The organism is Deferrisoma palaeochoriense, from assembly GCF_054656955.1.
In genome coordinates this window covers 1-17,138 of record NZ_BAAHXI010000029.1, presented here as the reverse complement: position 1 = coordinate 17,138, position 17,138 = coordinate 1, and the positions used below count along the sequence as shown (strand labels likewise).

The following is a 17,138-nucleotide window of genomic DNA, read 5'->3' as shown; positions in this document are numbered from 1 at the left end:
CGCCCCCTTTCCCTCGCGGCCGCCCCACGGCGCTCGCGGCGGTCACGCCCCACGGTTGGCCCTCACGAACTTCCACTTGAGATCGGCGGTCACCGTCTCGAGAAGCCGGTCCTCGTCCGCCGTGAGATTCCCCCGGGTCTTCTCCCGCAGGAGGTCCAGGATGTCGATCGTGTGCCGAGCCTGCTCCAAGTCCTTTTGGAGGCCGCCGGTTGCGGGGTCGGGCACCTCACCCAGATGCACCAGGGCCATCTGGGCCAGGCCCACCACGAAACCCGTGAAGTCCACGGGCGGCAGGGGGGTCTGCCGCGTCCGCTCCGAGGACTCGGCGGGCCGGGGCTCCTCCTGGACCCCTTCCCCGTCCGGCCGGACCTTCCTTCGGTCGCGCACGGTGAACCCACGCTCCTCGGTCATGGTCCATACTCCTTTTCGGCTGGGAAGCTGGGAGGCTGGGAAGCGGAAACTCTGCCCCGCCCCCCGGCGCATCGCCTCCGCCCTGGGTCCTCACCGGCTCCTGCGAGCGCTGCCGCCCCCCGGAGCGCTCATGCCGGGAACACCTCCTGGAGCCGAGGCAGGAACTCCCGCACAAACTCCTCCATCCTACGGGCCACGGCGTCGGGGTCTCCCCCCTTGGGCACCGTGGCGATGAACCGCACGAGCGCGCCGTCGTTTCGCTTGCGGAAGATCGAGTCCACCACGAGCCACACCTTGGCCCAGTACTCGTTCGTGATGTTCCTCCCGCGGCTCTGGTACCAGTACAGCACCACCTGGCGCTCATCGCCCTTCTGGATCACCACCCGGTTCGCCCGGGTGGCGCCGCCGTTCACCCCCGGGGTCTCGAAGGTCACGACCCGGGCCTCCACGGGCCGCCACCCGGCGCCGGGCAGGCAGTGGCGGGGCGAATGGATCTGGTCGCCCTCGGCCTGTCGCTCGTAATACCCCACGTACACCGACACCGCGGCCCCGTCGGGCGCCCGGTAGGTGCGCAGGAGGTAGTCCTCCACGCCCACCACTTGCACGATCCGTTCCTCGAGGCTCGACGGCACCCCCTTCCACGCCCCGATCTCCAGGGGCACGCTGGCCAGGGGCCGCCGGAGCGGCACGGCCTCGACGTCGCTCAGGAACCGGGTGTACCCGGCCGTAGCCAGGATCAGGGCCACCAGAACCAGCGTTCTCCGGTGCATGGGTTCCTCATCCGTCCTGTGGTCGGGGGCCGATGCGGTTCAGCACCCACCCGGTGGCGAACAGCAGCACGAAGGCCACCACGAACACGAGCCAGCCGGAGAACGTGTGGAAGAACCCCTCGGCCGCCTTGGGGCTCACGTAGTGGGTCAGCAGCCCGGTGCCGGTCACCCGGAACGCGTTGGCGGCCACGGCGATGGGCACGGCCGAGAACACCAGGAGCACCCGGCGCCACGCGCCGCGGCCCATAAAGTAAGCGTAGACCACGCTGAGCGCCAGGAGGCTCACGAGGCTCCGGATCCCGCTGCAGGCGTCGGCCACCTCGAGGGTCTGGGAGGCCAGGTGGATGACGTTGCCCTCCCGAAACACGGGAACCCCCAGCCAGAACAGGGTCTCCGTGGCCACCCGGGCGGCCAGGAGTTTGAGGGGAAACGCGACGGAATCGTACACCAGGTACGGAAGGGGAACCATGAAGAGGAGGAACGCCAGCGGAAAAAGGGCCTTGCGGAACACGCCCCAGCCCCAAAGCCACAGCGTCGACCCCATGAGGAGGAACACCAGGCTCGAACGCTGGAGGAACAGCTCGGCCCCGGCCCGGCCGAGCACGTAGAGGGCGAGGCTTCCGAGGCACAGCGCGAGCCCGGCCCAGGAGCCCCGCGCCCGCCGGGCGGCCTCGGCCAACTCCCGCCGGCGGTCCCACAGGAGGTACAGGCTCACGGCTGGCACCAGGAACCCGTGGGAGTAGTTCTCGTCGATGCGCCAGTCCTGCACCATCGGCGGCACCACGGCGGCATAGAGCACGGCCACCGCGCCGAGTACCACCACGAGATCCAAAGCCGAGGGCGCCGATCGAGAGCGGGCCATCCGTAGCTCCTCAAACGGCCGGAAGCGGCCGTTCTCCGAAGGGAAACGAAGCACCGCCCCGAGGGTACCGATAGCAGACAAACGCCGTCAAGGAATCGGCCTCGGAGGGCTCGTGAGCGGGCTCACGCGGCCTTCTGGCCCGCTGGGGTGCCCGAGATCCAGCGGACCACGGGCGAGGCCACGTACGCGACGGCCGCGAGGAAGGCGATCCACAGGGGGGCCGTGTACTCGTCGGTGCGTACCCCCTGGGCGAGAAGCAGGAGGAAGAAGGCCAAAAAGGCCACCCGGGCGATGCGCGGGATCCGGGGGAGCACGGCCCGGCCGAAGTGGGCGTAGGGGACCCTCGACACCATGAGGGCCGCGCTCACGAGCACGATCAGCGCCTTGGCCAGGTCGCCGGGCACCAGCAGGCACCCGCTTCCCACCAGGAGCGCCCCGCCCGGGCTCGGTAACCCGCTGAACTCGTGGACCCCGCCGGCGACACCGGCCTTTCGCTTCTCCACCACGAACCGGATCAGGCGGTACACGGTGGCGGCCAGATGCACGAACCCCAGCGCCGCCCCGAGCCAGAACCGGTCGAACGCCGTGGCCACGATGAGCCCCACCGTGACCCCGAAACTCGTCCCGTCGGCCACGTCGTCGAAGATCTCCCCCCGGGGCGTGGACCCCCACTTCTCCGCGGCGCGCCCATCGAACAGGTCGAGGAACTGCCCCAGGAACACCAGACCGAAGGCATACACCGGATCGCGGCCGGTCACCACGACCCAGATGCCCCCCAAGCCGCAGACCAGATTCAGCAGGCTCAGGATGTTCGCGTACCAGTAGTTGGGAATGACCTTGAACGCCCACGAGCAAAACGCGAGGGCCGTGCAGATGACCAGGAGCGGCCGGATCGTGCGGTGGAGCGGCAGGGGCCCGTAGATCCACTCGATCCCGGTCACCGCCAGGAGCACCACGATGAGGAACGTCTTGGCCTTCCCGAAGAGATTGGCCGATTTTTCCTTGAGGAAACGCCGGGACGCCTGCCCCAGGAGGTCGAATCCCAGGAGCACCCCCACGAGCCACGGATCGTACACGCCCTTCCAGGCGAAATAGACGAGGAGCGGGGCGTACATGAGCTTGTCCGACAGGGGGTCGATGGTGGCGCCCCGCGGGCTTGAAAGGCCGGTGCGGCGGGCGATGTCGCCGTCGGTGAGATCGGTGATCATCCAGAACGCAAAAAACAAGAATGCGGCCCGGGGCCACCCCAGCTCGAGGAGCCCCACCGTCACGAACCCCATCGGGTAGCGCAACCGGCTGATATTGTTGGGCCACAGCACCCGGTTACGCCGCACGAAATCGCGCTGGGCCGGCGTGCGGACGAACCGGTACACCAAGAACCGCTCCACCGCGAACAGCGCGAGAACCGGCAGCACCAACTCGATCAGGATTCTGTCGTACGGGGGCATGGGAGTTCCACGTGACTGCGGTCCACGGTCGCCGGTCCTGCGGTCTTCGGTCCCTTGATCCGGGCCGTGGCGGCCCACCACCTGGCCGACGACCGACGACCGACGACCAACGACCAACGACCGAATTTAGTAAGGCTACCGGGATCCGGCGTGCGATTCCAGGGGCGCGGTGCGGTGGAGGGCTTCCGGGGGGTGTGGGAGGGAGCCCAAAGGGGGTATCGGAGCGGGACAAACGGGATGGCGCCAAAGGGGCACGGGGAAGAGGCCGCAGAGCAACCGGCGCCCCAGGAAGGCAACCGGCGGCCGCCCCCCATCCCCACGGGTTGAGCCTTCCAGCCATCCGGCTTTCGAGCCTGCAAGCTTCCCAGCTTTCCAGCCTTCCAGCCTTCCAGCCTCTACAACACCCGGGTCCACCCGGCCTGCTGGGACTCGGCCGGCGCGGCCTCGTCCTCCGCCGGGGTCGGGGCGGCAGGGGCCGCGGCGTGGGCCTCGATGCGGTTTCGGCCCCGGGCCTTCGCGAGATAGAGGGCCCGGTCGGCCCGCTGGATGAGCCCCCTCAGGTCCCGGGCGTCCTCGGGGAACGCGGCCACCCCCATCGAGATGGTGAGCTTGCCCCCGGGCTGGCGCTCCTCGCCGGGAAAGTAGAACGCCTCCACCTCCTTGCGGATCCGCTCGCCGATCTCCACGGCCTCGCGCTTTCGGGTCTCGGGCAGGATGATCGCGAACTCCTCGCCCCCGAACCGGCTCACCACGTCGATGGCCCGCACGCTGGCCCGGAGGATCCGCCCCAGGAGCACCAGGGCCTTGTCGCCGGCCGGGTGGCCGTTGGTGTCGTTGTAGTGCTTGAAGTGGTCGATGTCGATCAGGATGAGGCTCAGGGGGTGGCTGTGGCGCGACGCCCGGTCCAGCTCCTGGGCCAGCCGCTCCTGGAAGTAGCGGCGGTTCAGGAGCCCCGTGAGCCCGTCGGTGATCGAGAGCCTCCGGAGCTCCTTCGATTGGGCCCAGTAGGTGGACCGCTCGATGGCCAACGTGGCCTGGGCCAGCACGGTTTCCAGCACGTCCAGGTCCTGGGGCTCGAAGGGCTCTCCCGTGGCCTTGTCCGAGAGGTTCAGCACCCCCACCGTGTGGCCGTTCTTCCGGATCGGCAGGCACAGGAAGCTTCGGGTGTCGAACCGGGGCCGGTTCTTCCGGCGGAACCGCGGGTCGAGCTCGATGTCGTGGACGATGATGGGCTCGCCGGTGGCGAACACCCTGCCGGCGATCCCCTCCCCGGCCCGGAGCCGCAGCCGCTCGGCCACCTTCTCGGCCATGCCCACGGCCGCCCGCACCCGCAGGGCCCCGTTTCCGGCCTCGGGCACCATGAGGCTCCCTTTGCGGGCCCCGGTGAGCTTTCGGGCCTCGTCGAGGATGACCCGGAAAAGCTCCTCGGGGTCGAGGCTGCCCAGGAACCGCTGCGACAGGCTTCGCACGGCCGCCACCTGCTCGTGGCGGCGACGGGCGTCCTCCTGGAGCCTCCGGTTTTCCAGCACCACCCCGAGCTGCACCCCGAACCCCCGCAGCAGGGCGCTCTCGTCCGCGTCGAGCTCCCGGTTCACCACGGCCAGCACCAGGTCCACGCGGTCGCCGGTGCCCACGGGGAAGAGCGAAATCCGCTCCACGCTCTCGGGCAGCCCCAGGCGGGAGAGCTCGTGGGGGTCGTCCACCCGCACCGGCCGGCGGTGCTTCTCCAGGTCGGCCACGGGGGGGAGCTCCGTCGAGAGCGACCACGAAAGGAGCGCCTTTTCCAGCGGCCCCGACGCGGTCTGCACCCGGAACCGGCCTGCCCCGCCCTCGCGCACGAGCACCGCGGCGTTTTCCACCTCGAAGAGCACGCTCAGGGTCGAAAGGGCAAGCCCCCAGACCTCGATGGCGCTTCCCGCCTGCAGGAGGTCGGGCAGCAGGTCGAACAGCGTCACGGCCCGGGTTCGGTCGCGGTCGGCCCGGCGGCGCTCGGCATGCCCGCGCACCAGCGCCCCGAGGCACAGCCGGACCAGCGTGCCCCAGGCCTGGAGCTTCCGGGGTTCCACCTCGGCCCCCGCGTCCCCGGCGCCCAAAAGGACGATCTGCGGCAGGTCGGACGCGCCGGCCACCGGCCCGGCAAACACCAACCGGCCCGACGGGTCCCGGAACAGGATCGTGTCGTCCCCGCCGAGGGCCTGCTTCACGATCTTCCGGAGGAACCCCGGCCACCCCTTGGGATCCTGCCCCGGCACCTCGGGCAGCCCCAACTCCCGCAGGTCCCCGGCCACCACCCCGCCGGGAACGCACACCAGGGCCATTCGGACTCCGGCGGCCTCGGCAAAGGACCGGGCGAACCGCTCCCACTGGGCCGGAGAAAGAATTTTCCCAAGGTTGGGAAGCGACGCGGCATTCATGTGGCGATTTTGCCTCGCTTTTCGAAACCGCTCCAACCGGGCGGTCGGCGCACTGTAGTACCGCCCCGCGGCGGGGGTCAAGCGCGCGAAACCCGTTGATTCCCCTCGGGGAAGCCGCAGCGGGCCCCCGGCCCGCCCTCCGGTGGCGCCGTGGGCGAACCCCGCCCCAAGTGGGGATTTATGCAAACGCCGGTCCGGCCGCCGGCCGAAAAAAATTTCGCAACCGCCTAAAGTCGATGCCTCACGCGGACGAAAAGAAAGACAAAGCGTCGGATCGAGGTTGACCCAACCCGACGCGAACCCCTCTTGGCCGGGGCACGGTTTCCCTCCTTTCCCGTGCTCCGGCGATTTTTTGCTCCGCCGCGCCGCGGCCGCCGTCTTACCCGTCCCCCTCCGACACCACCCGCCCTCGCACGCACCGGCCCCGGTGGGCCCGGGTGGGGTAGCGCCGGCAGACCTCGGGCTTGGTGTCATGGATGCGGCAGCGGGCCTCCTCGGGGCCGGTGCGCACCAGAAACGGGCAGTCGTCCAGGCGTTCCCCCGTGGCCGGGTCGTACCAGATCTCCTGGTCCGGCCCCATCCGGGCCAGCAGATCGGCCCGCCCCTCCCGGTTCCAGCGTTCGAGGTCCCCGTCGGTGGCCCGCAACCGATGGCCGTAGAGGTCGCAGCAGATGCCGCAGCGCAGGCACCCCGCCTCGGGCTGGAGCCCTCGGCGGCTCGGTCGGATTCGCTCCCAAAGGATTCGGATCACGGCGAGGTCGGCTCGGGGGCTGGAGAGGGGGCCTCCGGCGGCCGGTTGAGGGCCTTCGGGGTTTCCGTCATGCTACGCGTTCCTCCGTGAACCTGACCGCCGAGGCGCAAATCCAAACTGCCATGCGCCTCCCCGCCGGACGTCGTGGCGGCTCGGCGGCGAGGCGGCTCAACTGCGGTGAATTGTGAAGTCGTAAATCGTGAATCGTTTGGCCGCTCGGCGCCCCGCGCGACCTACAGCCCTTCGGCCCCTCCCGAATCCCGCCTTCCGGAAGCTGGTCTCCGATACGCGGACCCCCGGCCCGGATCGCGCCTTGGAAGACTCGTAGGACAGGGGGGCGCGGCCTGACACGGGCGTCACCATGCTGCGTCTAAGGCCCCCCAGGGGTCCAGGGGAGATGCCGTGCCGAAGCCAAACGAAGCGAGGGGCGCTTCCCAAGGCGGAAAGCGCCCCTCGCTTCGATCGTTCCCCCGCTCGCCCCCGTCTCGATCAGGACGCGGGTTCCTCCTCGTTCTTCCCCTTCTTCCCCCGCCGCCGGGTCACCCCGGCGATCCCGAGAAGCCCGGTGCCCAGGAGCACCATGGTGCCGGGCTCGGGAACCACCCCCCCCGGCCCGCCGCCACCCCCCCCGCCAACATCCGTGGCACCGACCCAGGTGCTCTCGCCCCCCGCCAAACTTTGAATCTTGACAGCGGAGTAATACTGGGTGGTTCCACCAAAACCGTCACTGCTCAGGAACTTGAACGAATCCGCCCCAAACGTACCCGCCCCCGAGTACGTGATGTCGTACACGAGAAGCTCCCCGGCCGACAGCCGATTCCCCGGAGGGGGAAGATCAAACGTGAGATCGTAAAAACCTCCGGAGCCGTCTGCTTTAGTCGTATTCGTGCCCACTCCGATGTCCACATTCCCGACGGTACCCGGATCCGAGGCCGCTCTCGCAAAGGAGAAGTTGCTGGGGTCCAACTGGAGCCCTTCGTCAAGGTTGAAGTACCACCGCGTGGCATCTTCATCCCCCACCAAATCGTGGGCGCTCATGGTGATGCGCACCTGGTTGGCTGCGATGTCTTCCACTGTGGCCGTCAACCACGGGGGCGTTCCCCCTGGCGAAGGTTTGCCCGAAAAGACGGTGTCCATCTCAAAGGTCACGACGCCGGCGTGGGCACTCGAGAAACCAGCGAACACGGCGCCCACCAGTGCCACGGTCCAGGCGAAACGTAATGGTGTTCTCATGTCTAACCTCTCTCCCTAGAGGGCCACATTCGTGAGCAGCGTGCCCTGCGATCACCCGTTGAAGTTATCTCGGCGCGTTTAATATGCACTTTCTGTGCCAATACCCCGTCATGACCACACCACACGAAGACGAACAGAATCGTGTGTATTTTCAACATGTTCTGACTGCCCCCGCCAACCGCGGGCTTCTTCCAGGCCCGGACACGGTCCGCGGTCCGTTACCCAAAAGTGGAAAACCTTTTCACCCCCCTCCGCCCCCGTTCCCCTCCATTCTCTCCCGCAAGGCCTCAACCTTTGCCTCCAGAGCCTCGGCACCCGGCAGGGGCTTCAGCCGGTTCAAGACGGAGCGCGCCTCGTCCCGGCGGCCCAGGGACACCAGATTCTGCGCCCTATGGAGAAGCACCTCGGGATCCTCTGGGGCTTTGGCCGCCGCGAACCGCAAGACCGGCTCTGCCTCCTCGTGCAGTCCCGCGGTTTCCAACGCCCAGCCCAGGGTATCGGCCACCCGAGGATCTCCCGGGGCTCCGGCCACCGCGAGTCTGGCCAAGGCCAGCGCTTCCTCGGTGCGTCCAAGGGTTAGATAGAGGTTCGCCAGGTTGTTGGCCGTGTAGGGCTCTCCCGGCACCCGGTCCAAAAACTCCCGGTACACCGCTTCCGCCTCTTCCACCCGGCCCTGCCGGAGCAAAAGGGCCGCCAGATCGTTATACGCGTGGGGTTGATACGGATTCAGGTTGATCGCTTCCCGAAACTCGACCGAAGCTTTCGCAAGATCTCCCTGCGCGGCAATGATCTTCGCCTTCATGTACCGGGTAGACCAGTAGTTGGGCTCCAGGAAAAGGCTTCGGTCGATCTTCGAGGCCGCCTCTTCGAGTTTCCCCTCTTCGTAGTACAGGGTGGCGAGATAGTTCAAAACGATGGGGACCTCTCCCTGGAGCCGCAGGTAGTCCTCTACCTCCCTGATACGTTCTCGCAGCGGCGAGCCCAGTTCCTTCATCACCGCAAGCTGGGCGAGGAGAGGCTCCCAGCCCTCCGGGTTTCGGCTTCGGGCCTCCCGGTACCACTCGAGCGCTCTGCGCGCTCGACCCTTTGCACGCTCCAAGTCCCCCTGCAGTTTCGCCACCCGGTCGTTCTGGGGCAACGCCTGGTCCAGTTCCCTCAGTTCGCGCGCCGCGGCCTCAAGTTCCCCCGCGGCAAGGAAGATCTCCGTCCGCAGGAACCGGACCCGCGGCAGGGTGAGCAGCCTTTCCGGAAGCACCCCCAGAACCTTGTCGGCCGCTTCCGGGGCTCCTGCATCCAGGAGCAACTCGGCATAATCGAACCGGGCAAACGGGTGGCTCGGGACCCTTTGGAGCACCCGCTCGAACTCGGCTCTCGCGGCGGCCCAACGGCGCTGGCCGGCCAGGGCCTTCGCGAAAAGGTAGTGGGTCTCGACGGTCATGTCGCCCCGTGCTATCAGTTTTTGCAGGGCGTCCGCCGCCCACCGGTGGCGCCCGGAAACCAGGTGCATCTTGGCTTCGAGCAAAAGGGCCGTACGGCCTCCGGCCTCTAGCTTTGCCGCCGCCTCCAGATACTTCCGCGCCTCGTCGGGCCGACCGGTGGTGATGAGAACATCGGCAAGGATTGCGCTTAGCCTCGGGTCGCCCGGTTTCACCTTCAGCGCGTCGTTCAATACCGAACCTGCTCGGTCCAACTCGCCGGTCCGCAGGAGCACGCGCGCCAACGCGACGGTGAGCTCCCTCCACGCCTCGCTGCTCGGAGCTCTCGCTGAACGCCTTTGTTCGAGATACGACGCCGCATCCGCCGGCTTGCCCGACCGCTCCAGGAGTTGGGCCCACACGCGGTCCACCCAGACCGCTTCGGGTGACTTGGAGCGTTCGGCGTCAAGCAGTTCTTTCGCCTCCTCCGTTTTCCCGCTTTCGACGAGAAGCGATACCAACGTCTCGAGAAGCTTCGGGGAGTCGGGATATCGGCGCAGCCCCTCCCGGCACACCTCCAACCCTGCGGCCGCTCCTTCCCGCCACGCCAGGTAGGCCGCCGCGGCCCGGAAGGTATCTTCGTCCGCCTCGGGGGAGTCGGTCGCGGCAAGCCACGCCCGAACGGCGTCCTCCACCCGCCCCGACCCGCTCAGTGCCTCGGCCTTGAATCGGAGTCCTCTGGCGCTTAGGGGAGCGGCTTTCAAAGCCGTTTCCGCCCGTTCGAGGGCCTCCTCGTAGTTTCCGGCCGAAAGCAAGAGTTCCGCTAGATCCAGGTTTGCCCCAATGTGACCCGCATTCGCATCGAGAACCCGTGCCAGCGTCTTTCGGTACTCGCCCGGGCGTCCCAGCACATCCAAACACCGGGCGAGGCCGTAGAGGCTGTCAGGGTCGTTGGGGAGTTCCTGGAGGGCGGCCTGGTACTCGATGCTGGCCTCGCGCACCTTGCCCTCGGACAGGTAGGCGTCGGCCCGCTGCCGGTGCATGGCGGCCTTCTCGGCCGGGCCCTTGCCGCAGGCCCCGAGGCCGAGCGTCAGAACGAGGAGGAGGGCCGCGAGGACGGAGGTTGTTCGAATCATGGGTTCCGATCGATATCGAGGGGCCCCCGTGGCGCGGGGGGAATTCGGGCAAGATTGGGCTCACCAGGGGCGCCGGTGCGGTGCCGTGGCATCCGGCACGGCGCCCCCCGGTGGCGGTCGGGGTTCATGCAACTGGGGTGCCGGGGGCGCCCGGACGTGCGGATATTCGGCCGTGGGGGCCCGATCGCGCGGCCATGAGGCCAGGCGGTCGGGCGGGGAAAACATTTTCCCTCCCCCGGAGCCGGGCCGGAATGGGAAATGGATTACCCACTCCTGTGGCAGCAGCTTCCCTTCGGGGCCCCCCTTGGCCCCTCTCCCCCCGCCTCCCCTTCGGCAAGGCGGTTGATCAGGTGGGCCTGGTAGCCGGCGCCGAAGCCGTTGTCGATGTTGACCACGGTCACCCCCGACGCGCAGGAGTTGAGCATGGCCAGAAGCGCGGCGATGCCGCCGAAGCTCGCCCCGTAGCCCACGCTCGTGGGCACGGCGATCACGGGCACGGCCACGAGCCCGCCGATGACGGAGGGCAGGGCGCCCTCCATGCCGGCCACGGCCACCACACACCGGGCCTTCCGGAGCACCTCGCCGTGGGCCAGGAGCCGGTGGAGCCCGGCCACGCCCACGTCGTAGAGCCGCTCGACCCGGCTCCCGAAGGCCTCCAGGGTGAGCGCGGCCTCCTCGGCCACCGGGAGGTCCGAGGTGCCGGCGGCGGCCACGGCCACGAGGCCCACGGGCCGGGGCTTCTCCCGTTCCAGCAGGATCATGCGGGCCAGCCGGTCGTACCGGGCCTCGGGGAACCGCTGGCGCACGGCCTCGGCCGCGGCTTTCGAGGCCCGGGTGCAGAGCACGGTGGCCGACCGCTCGGCCAGCCGCTCGAAGATCCCGGCCACCTGGTCGGGGGTTTTTCCGGCGCCGTAGATCACCTCGGGCAGGCCCTTTCGGAGGGCCCGGTGGTGGTCCACCTTGGCGAACCCCAGGTCCTCGAAGGGAAGCGCCGAAAGCCGATCGAGCGCCTCGTCCACCGAGGTCTCGCCGGCCCGCAGGGCCTCGAGGAGCCGGCGCAGGGCCTCCCGGGTCACGGTTCCACCTCCCGCTCCTCCGGCCGCAGCACCTCGTTCATGGCCCCGGTCCGGTAGCCCTGGAGGTCCAGGGCTACGTAGGCGTACCCGGCCGCCTTGACGAGCCGGACGACCGCCTCCCGGAGCTCCCCGGCGACCCGGGCGAACTCGTCGGGCCCCACCTCGAGGCGGGCCACGTCGCCGTGGTGGCGCACCCGGAGCACCCGGAGCCCCAGGGCCCGCAGCCCCTCCTCGGCCCGGCCGACCCGGGCCACGGCCTCGCGGGTGATGGGGGTGCCGTAGGGGAACCGGGAGGAGAGACAGGCCATGGCCGGCTTGTCCCAGGTGGGGAGGCCCCGGGCCCGGGACAGCGAGCGGATGTCGGCCTTGGTGAGCCCGGCCTCGTCCAGGGGGCTTCGCACTCCGAGCTCCCGGGCGGCCCGCCGGCCCGGCCGGTGGTCGGAGCGGTCGTCGGCGTTGGTGCCGTCGGCCACCCAGGGAAGCCCCTCCTCGGCCGCCACCTCGAGGAGCTTTCCGAAGAGCTCCCGCTTGCAGTGGTAGCACCGGTCGGGGGGGTTTCGGACAAAGGCCGGCAGGTCGAGCTCCTCGCTCACGATGAACCGGTGCCGGCCCCCGAGGCGGCGGGCCAGGGCCTCGGCCTCGCGGCGCTCCCGCTCCAGGTAGGTCTCGGAAACGGCCGTGACCCCCAGGGCCCGCTCGCCCAGCACCTCGACGGCCGCGGCGAAGAGGTAGCTCGAGTCCACACCCCCCGAAAACCCGATCACCACCCCGCCCATCTCGCGCAGGAGGTCCCTGAGGCGCGCCTCCTTGTCGGCCAGGCGGCGAGGCGGCGCGGCGGCAAGGCGGCCCCCGGCCCCCCCTGCTGGCGTACCGGGGCCCTGGGACCCCGAGGCGCCCGGCCAATCATCCATCAAGTGGTTTCGCATCCAATCACGCCTAACGATTTGTTTTCCAAGCGTATTTGTATCACTCAAAGCCACCCGATACGGTTCCGCCCAGTCCCCAGTCCCCAGTCGCCAGCCGCGCCAGCCGCGCCAGCCGCGCTAGCCGCCCAGCCGCCTAGCCGCTAGAACACCTCCACCCGCACCCGGTCCTCGGCCAGGGGCTCGGCGAAGAGCCGAAGCCCCAGGGCCAGGGCCTGGATCTCGGCGGCGAGCTGGTCGGCCGTGCCGTAGTACACCAGGTCCTCGCCCCGCACCTGCTGGAGCCGGTAGGAGGTGCGGCGGAGCTCCTCCAGCACCGCCCGGGCCTTGAAGTCGAAGTCGCTCACCACCTCGAGCCGGATGCTCCGGGGCGCCTCGGGGAACCCGAGCTCCCGGAGCCGGGCCCGGAGCCGGCCCAGGTCCACGTCGCCCACGAGCCCCGCCCGGTACACGTCGCCCGTCCACACCCCCTGGCGGGCTTCCTCCCGGTAGAGCCCGTCGAACCCCAGGGCCGCGTAGAGCCGGGCCCACCGGCCGTCGCCGGCGAGCGGACTTTCGGGCACCCGCAGGCCCTCGCCGGGGCGGCCGGGATCCTCGGGGGACGGAAGCCGCACCCCCACGCTCGCCAGGGCGTCGCGGGCCAGGGCCACCTTGAGCCGATCGGCCACCACGGCCTCCACCCGCCGGGTCTCGGCCTCCCGGTCCCTGCGGCCGGCGGCGTCGGCGATCCAGCCCGTGGCGTCGTGGAGGCCGAACCGCGGCAACTCGGCCTCGACCCGGAAGCTCCCCCACTCCACCTCGCCGGCCGGCCCCCGGGAGCGAAGGAGCGTCACGAGCCGCCCCCGGAGCCCCTCGCCCCAGGCCCCGAGGGCCACGGTGCCCTCCTCCAACGCCCGGGAAAGCCGCTCCCGATCCCCCTCCCGGTACCCGCTCACCACGGCCGTGACCCGGCCGCTGGGGTCGGTCACCACGAGGAGCGGGATGAACCGGATGCCGAGGCCCTGGAGGATGGCGGCGTCCCGGTCCACCAGGTGGGCCACCCCGAGCTCGCCCCGGGCGGCCTCGTAGCGCCGCACGAACCCGGCGATCCGCTCGAGGGGGAGTCCCGAATCGGTGTTCACGGCCACCACGGTGAGGTCCTCGGCCGGGAACTCCCGCCGGATGGCCCTGAGGTCGTCGAGCTCCCGCACGCAGTCGCGGCAGTGGACCGACCAGAAGGAGAGCACCACGGCGCCCGGGCCGGTGATTTCCTTGAGGGTCACCGGGTTCCCGGCGAGATCCACCCCGGAAAGCGGCGGCAGCCGGTCGCCTACGCGCACCGCCGCGGGAAGGTCCTCCTGGGCCGGGGCGGCCGAGGCCAGAAGGAGGGCCACAAGCGCCGCCGCGATCCGGCTCATTTCAGCTCCTCGTCGTCGATGAGGTAGATGATCCGGTCCTTGACCTCGCTTCGGCTCTTGAGGCTCAGGTAGTACACCCGGTTCCCCACCAGGGCCCAGGCCGCATCCCCCGAGGCCGAGATGGACACCGCCGGCCCGGCCGGCTCCGGCAGGGTGTAGGCCACGGGCGCCTCGGGCCGCACCAGGTTCGCCAGGAGAAGCGCCCCCACGGCCCCCAGCCCCACACCGAACAAAAACTCCTTGCGGCTCATGGCTTCGCCTCCTTTCCCGGCCCCGCGGCCGGGTCACAGGATCCGCACGTGGTGGTTCCCGTACGTCCGCTGGGACGCCGGGAGGCCAGGACGCTACAATCCCTCGTGGTTCTAGCGCCGCCTCGCATCCCAACCCGGGGGAGCGGCCTTCTGGCCGCAATTCTTAAGGACTTTCCGTCCCCTCCCGCCCCCATAGCCGTCCCAGTTCCCTACCCCCTCCACACGGCCGGCTCGAACTCCAGGGTGGCGAAGTAGTCGGCCGGGGTTTCGGCCCGGCGGATCCGCTCCACCGCGCCGTCGGCCCGGAGCAGGAGCTCCTGGGGCCGGAGCCGGCCGTTGTAGTTGAACCCCATGGCGTGGCCGTGGGCGCCGGTGTCGTGGATGACCACGAGGTCCCCCTCGTCGATCCGCGGCAGGGGGCGCTGGATCGCGAACTTGTCGTTGTTCTCGCACAGGGCCCCCACCACGTCCACCACGGTGTCCGCCGGCGCATCCTCTTTCCCGTGCACGGTGATGTGGTGGTACGCGCCGTAGATCGCAGGCCGCATCAGCGCCGACATGCAGGCGTCCACCCCCACGTACTCCCGGTAGATGTGCTTGTGGTTGATGCACCGGGTCACGAGCACCCCGTGGGGTCCGGTCATGTACCGGCCGCTCTCCATGAGGAGCTTGGGCACGTACCCGTGAGTTTTTCCGAACTCCGCCAGAAGCCCCGCGATCTCCCGGCCCATGCGGTCGAGATCCAACGGCTCGTCCTCGGGCCGGTACGGGATCCCGAGCCCACCGCCCATGTTCACGAACTCGAACCGGATGCCCAGGGCGTCCTGCACCCGTTCTACCACATCCAGCAGCATCCGCACGGTTTCGACGAAGTAGTCGGCGTTGCGCTCGTTGGAGCAGATCATGGTGTGGAGCCCGAACCGGGTGGCCCCGCGCTCCCGCGCCAGGCGGTAGGCCTCCACGATCTGGTGGTCGGCCACGCCGTACTTGGCCTCCACGGGATTGCCGATGATGGCGTTCCCCGTGCGCTTGGGGCCCGGGTTGTACCGGAAGCAGATGAGATCGGGCATCCGGGGCACCTTGGGCACCAGGGTGATGTCGTCGAGGTTCAGGATGCCCCCCACGGCCAGGCAGGCCTCCATCTCCTCCACCGTGGTGTTGTTCGAGGTGAACAGGATGTCGTCCCCCCGGGCCCCCACCCGCCGGGCCAGCTCGATCTCGGGGATGGAGCTGCAGTCGAACCCGAACCCCAGGTCGGCCATGATCCGGAGGATCGCCGGGTTCGGCAGGGCCTTGACGGCGTAGTACTCCCGGAACGAGGCCACACCGGAGAAGGCGCGCTTCAGGGCCTCGCCGGTGCGGCGGATGCCGATCTCGTCGTAGATATGGAACGGGGTGCCGAACCGCTCGGCCACCTGGGGCAGCACGGCGGAAAGCCGCGCCTGGAAGTCAGGGGACATGGGCATGGGTCGAACTCCTCAGCTACGGAAAAAAAGAGCGGTCACGAAGTCGGTAAGGATACCCGAGACACCGCGGCAGAGGCCAGAACCGGGGGCGCAGGCGCCGGTGGGGAGTCGGAAGGCTGCCGCGCCTCTACCCCGTGACCCGGGCGGGGGGTTTTGCTAGACTTCCGCGTTTCATGGAACCAAACCCGCGCCCGGAGGTGGCCCGTGTTCGACCGCCTGGCGGAACTCTGGAACGGCGTCGACTGGCAGACCCTGCTCGAGCACGTCTCCAACGAGAAGATCCTCGCGGCCCTGACCCACCCGTACGGGCTGGCGGCGATCGGGGTGCTCATGCTGGTTTCGCTGTTTATGAAGTGGCGCGTGACGTTTGCGGTGCTGGCCGGGGGCGTGGGGGTCGCGTTCCTCGGCCGGTACGCCACCGCCGGCCAGGGCGGCCCCAACCGGCAGCTCTTCCTGTTCGCGGCGGGCGCCGTGGCCGTGGGAGCGTTCCTGATCTACTACCTCTTTATCCGCGAGGACTAGCCCGCCGTGGGACGCATCGGGATCACGACCACGGTGCCGGTGGAGGCGATCTACGCCGCCGGCCACCAGCCCGTGGACCTCAACAACGCCTTCATCACCCACCCGGACCGGAGCCGGTTCCTCGACGAGGCCGAGGCGGCCGGATTCCCCACGAGCACCTGCTCCTGGATCAAGGGGTTGTACGCGGCGGCAAAGCGGCTCGGCGTCGATGCCGTGATCGGAGTGATGTCGGGGGACTGCTCCAACACCCAGGCGCTGGTGGAGATCTGGAAGTACGAGGGGATCGAGACCATCCCCTTCGCGTTCCCGTTCGACCGGGACCCGGGGGCCCTCTCGGAGCAGATCGACCGCCTGTGCCGCCGGCTCGGCACCAGCCGGGAGGAGGCCGAGGCCCAGAAGCGCCGGCTCGACCGGGTGCGGGTCCTGGGCATCGAGCTCGATCGGTTGACCTGGGAGGAGCACCGGGTCACCGGGGAGGAGAACCACCGGCTCCTGGTGGGCATGAGCGACTTCGAGGGCGACCCCGAGGCGTACGCGGCTCGGGTGGAGGCGTTCCTGGCCGAGGCCCGGGCCCGCCCTCCCCGGCCGCCGGAGGTCCGGCTGGGGTACATCGGGGTGCCGCCCATCGTGGACGGACTCTACGAACTCCTGGACTCCTTCGGCGCCGGGGTCGTGTTCAACGAGACCCAGCGCCAGTTCGCCCTCCCCTACCCCGGGACGGATCTCGTCGAGGCCTACCTGCGCTACACCTATCCGTACGACGTGTTCGGCCGTCTCGAAGACATCCGCGCCGAGATCGCCCGCCGGGGGATCCAGGGCATCGTCCACTACGTCCAGTCGTTTTGCTTCCGGCAGATGGAGGACGTGATCCTCCGTAAGGAGCTCGGGGTGCCGGTTCTGACCCTCGAGGGCGACCGGCCGATCCCGGTGGACGCCCGCACCCGCACCCGGCTCGAGAGCTTCGTGGAGATGATCGGGGGATTGGGGATGTGAGGAACCGTGCGGACGCTGGGACGCGCGGACGCACACCCGTGCCTCCCAGCCTCCCAGCCTCATAGCCTCC

At 69.5% G+C, this 17,138-nt stretch carries 15 protein-coding genes; 2 read left to right on the top strand and 13 right to left on the bottom strand.

Annotated elements, in window-relative coordinates; translation table 11 throughout:
* Positions 1-42: 42 nt before the first annotated feature.
* The 13 genes from ACYQ8L_RS09620 to ACYQ8L_RS09560 form a co-directional block, all read right to left on the bottom strand.
* A complete protein-coding gene (locus tag ACYQ8L_RS09620) occupies positions 43-411 on the bottom strand; it encodes a DUF1844 domain-containing protein (RefSeq protein ID WP_459941575.1) in 369 nt (122 codons plus the stop codon).
* Between the two features lie 128 nt (positions 412-539).
* Positions 540-1,181, bottom strand: coding sequence for an exosortase C-terminal domain/associated protein EpsI (locus ACYQ8L_RS09615; RefSeq protein WP_459941574.1), 642 nt, complete (start codon positions 1,179-1,181; stop codon positions 540-542).
* A 7-nt stretch (positions 1,182-1,188) separates the two neighbouring features.
* A complete protein-coding gene (gene xrtA, locus ACYQ8L_RS09610; RefSeq protein WP_459941573.1) occupies positions 1,189-2,043 on the bottom strand; it encodes an exosortase A in 855 nt (284 codons plus the stop codon).
* 122 nt (positions 2,044-2,165) lie between these two features.
* Positions 2,166-3,491 (bottom strand): CDP-alcohol phosphatidyltransferase family protein, encoded by a 1,326-nt coding sequence (locus ACYQ8L_RS09605; RefSeq protein ID WP_459941572.1) that lies wholly within the window; start codon positions 3,489-3,491, stop codon positions 2,166-2,168.
* 395 nt (positions 3,492-3,886) lie between these two features.
* Complete coding sequence (locus tag ACYQ8L_RS09600) at positions 3,887-5,809, bottom strand: GGDEF domain-containing protein (protein WP_459941571.1); 1,923 nt, start codon at positions 5,807-5,809, stop codon at positions 3,887-3,889.
* 475 nt (positions 5,810-6,284) lie between these two features.
* The gene (locus ACYQ8L_RS09595) at positions 6,285-6,656 is read right to left on the bottom strand and encodes a YkgJ family cysteine cluster protein (protein ID WP_459941570.1); all 372 of its coding nucleotides are present in this window, start codon (positions 6,654-6,656) and stop codon (positions 6,285-6,287) included.
* A 489-nt stretch (positions 6,657-7,145) separates the two neighbouring features.
* The gene (locus ACYQ8L_RS09590) at positions 7,146-7,694 is read right to left on the bottom strand and encodes a PEP-CTERM sorting domain-containing protein (RefSeq protein WP_459941569.1); all 549 of its coding nucleotides are present in this window, start codon (positions 7,692-7,694) and stop codon (positions 7,146-7,148) included.
* A 436-nt stretch (positions 7,695-8,130) separates the two neighbouring features.
* Positions 8,131-10,347 (bottom strand): tetratricopeptide repeat protein, encoded by a 2,217-nt coding sequence (locus ACYQ8L_RS09585; RefSeq protein WP_459941598.1) that lies wholly within the window; start codon positions 10,345-10,347, stop codon positions 8,131-8,133.
* Positions 10,348-10,703: 356 nt separating this feature from the next.
* Positions 10,704-11,516, bottom strand: a complete 813-nt coding sequence (larB, locus tag ACYQ8L_RS09580) for a nickel pincer cofactor biosynthesis protein LarB (protein ID WP_459941568.1) — start codon at positions 11,514-11,516, stop codon at positions 10,704-10,706.
* Entirely contained in the window at positions 11,513-12,442 is a 930-nt protein-coding gene (gene larE, locus ACYQ8L_RS09575; RefSeq protein ID WP_459941567.1) for an ATP-dependent sacrificial sulfur transferase LarE, read from the bottom strand. The genes larB and larE overlap by 4 nt, the downstream gene beginning before the upstream one ends.
* Positions 12,443-12,582: 140 nt before the next feature.
* Positions 12,583-13,836, bottom strand: coding sequence for a peroxiredoxin family protein (locus tag ACYQ8L_RS09570; protein ID WP_459941566.1), 1,254 nt, complete (start codon positions 13,834-13,836; stop codon positions 12,583-12,585).
* Positions 13,833-14,087 carry a hypothetical protein gene (locus ACYQ8L_RS09565; protein ID WP_459941565.1) on the bottom strand — a complete coding sequence of 85 codons (255 nt, stop codon included), beginning with the start codon at positions 14,085-14,087 and terminating at the stop codon, positions 13,833-13,835. The genes ACYQ8L_RS09570 and ACYQ8L_RS09565 overlap by 4 nt, the downstream gene beginning before the upstream one ends.
* A gap of 209 nt (positions 14,088-14,296) precedes the next feature.
* Positions 14,297-15,553, bottom strand: a complete 1,257-nt coding sequence (locus ACYQ8L_RS09560; RefSeq protein ID WP_459941564.1) for a diaminopimelate decarboxylase — start codon at positions 15,551-15,553, stop codon at positions 14,297-14,299.
* A gap of 204 nt (positions 15,554-15,757) precedes the next feature.
* On the opposite strand from ACYQ8L_RS09560, the gene ACYQ8L_RS09555 reads away from it, so the two are divergent.
* Both ACYQ8L_RS09555 and ACYQ8L_RS09550 read left to right on the top strand, forming a co-directional pair.
* Positions 15,758-16,075 (top strand): hypothetical protein, encoded by a 318-nt coding sequence (locus tag ACYQ8L_RS09555; RefSeq protein ID WP_459941563.1) that lies wholly within the window; start codon positions 15,758-15,760, stop codon positions 16,073-16,075.
* Between the two features lie 6 nt (positions 16,076-16,081).
* Positions 16,082-17,068, top strand: coding sequence for a 2-hydroxyacyl-CoA dehydratase family protein (locus ACYQ8L_RS09550; protein ID WP_459941562.1), 987 nt, complete (start codon positions 16,082-16,084; stop codon positions 17,066-17,068).
* Positions 17,069-17,138: the final 70 nt, after the last annotated feature.

Coding starts and splice junctions, on each gene's coding strand:
- xrtA (WP_459941573.1), bottom strand. CDS start 2,043: ATGGCCCGCTCTCGATCGGCGCCCTCGGCTTTGGATCTCGTGGTGGTA.
- ACYQ8L_RS09590 (WP_459941569.1), bottom strand. CDS start 7,694: ATGAGCGCCCACGATTTGGTGGGGGATGAAGATGCCACGCGGTGGTAC.
- ACYQ8L_RS09600 (WP_459941571.1), bottom strand. CDS start 5,809: ATGGCCCTGGTGTGCGTTCCCGGCGGGGTGGTGGCCGGGGACCTGCGG.
- ACYQ8L_RS09565 (WP_459941565.1), bottom strand. CDS start 14,087: ATGAGCCGCAAGGAGTTTTTGTTCGGTGTGGGGCTGGGGGCCGTGGGG.
- ACYQ8L_RS09570 (WP_459941566.1), bottom strand. CDS start 13,836: ATGAGCCGGATCGCGGCGGCGCTTGTGGCCCTCCTTCTGGCCTCGGCC.
- larE (WP_459941567.1), bottom strand. CDS start 12,442: ATGCGAAACCACTTGATGGATGATTGGCCGGGCGCCTCGGGGTCCCAG.
- ACYQ8L_RS09605 (WP_459941572.1), bottom strand. CDS start 3,491: ATGCCCCCGTACGACAGAATCCTGATCGAGTTGGTGCTGCCGGTTCTC.
- ACYQ8L_RS09560 (WP_459941564.1), bottom strand. CDS start 15,553: ATGCCCATGTCCCCTGACTTCCAGGCGCGGCTTTCCGCCGTGCTGCCC.
- ACYQ8L_RS09615 (WP_459941574.1), bottom strand. CDS start 1,181: ATGCACCGGAGAACGCTGGTTCTGGTGGCCCTGATCCTGGCTACGGCC.
- ACYQ8L_RS09620 (WP_459941575.1), bottom strand. CDS start 411: ATGACCGAGGAGCGTGGGTTCACCGTGCGCGACCGAAGGAAGGTCCGG.
- ACYQ8L_RS09585 (WP_459941598.1), bottom strand. CDS start 10,347: ATGCACCGGCAGCGGGCCGACGCCTACCTGTCCGAGGGCAAGGTGCGC.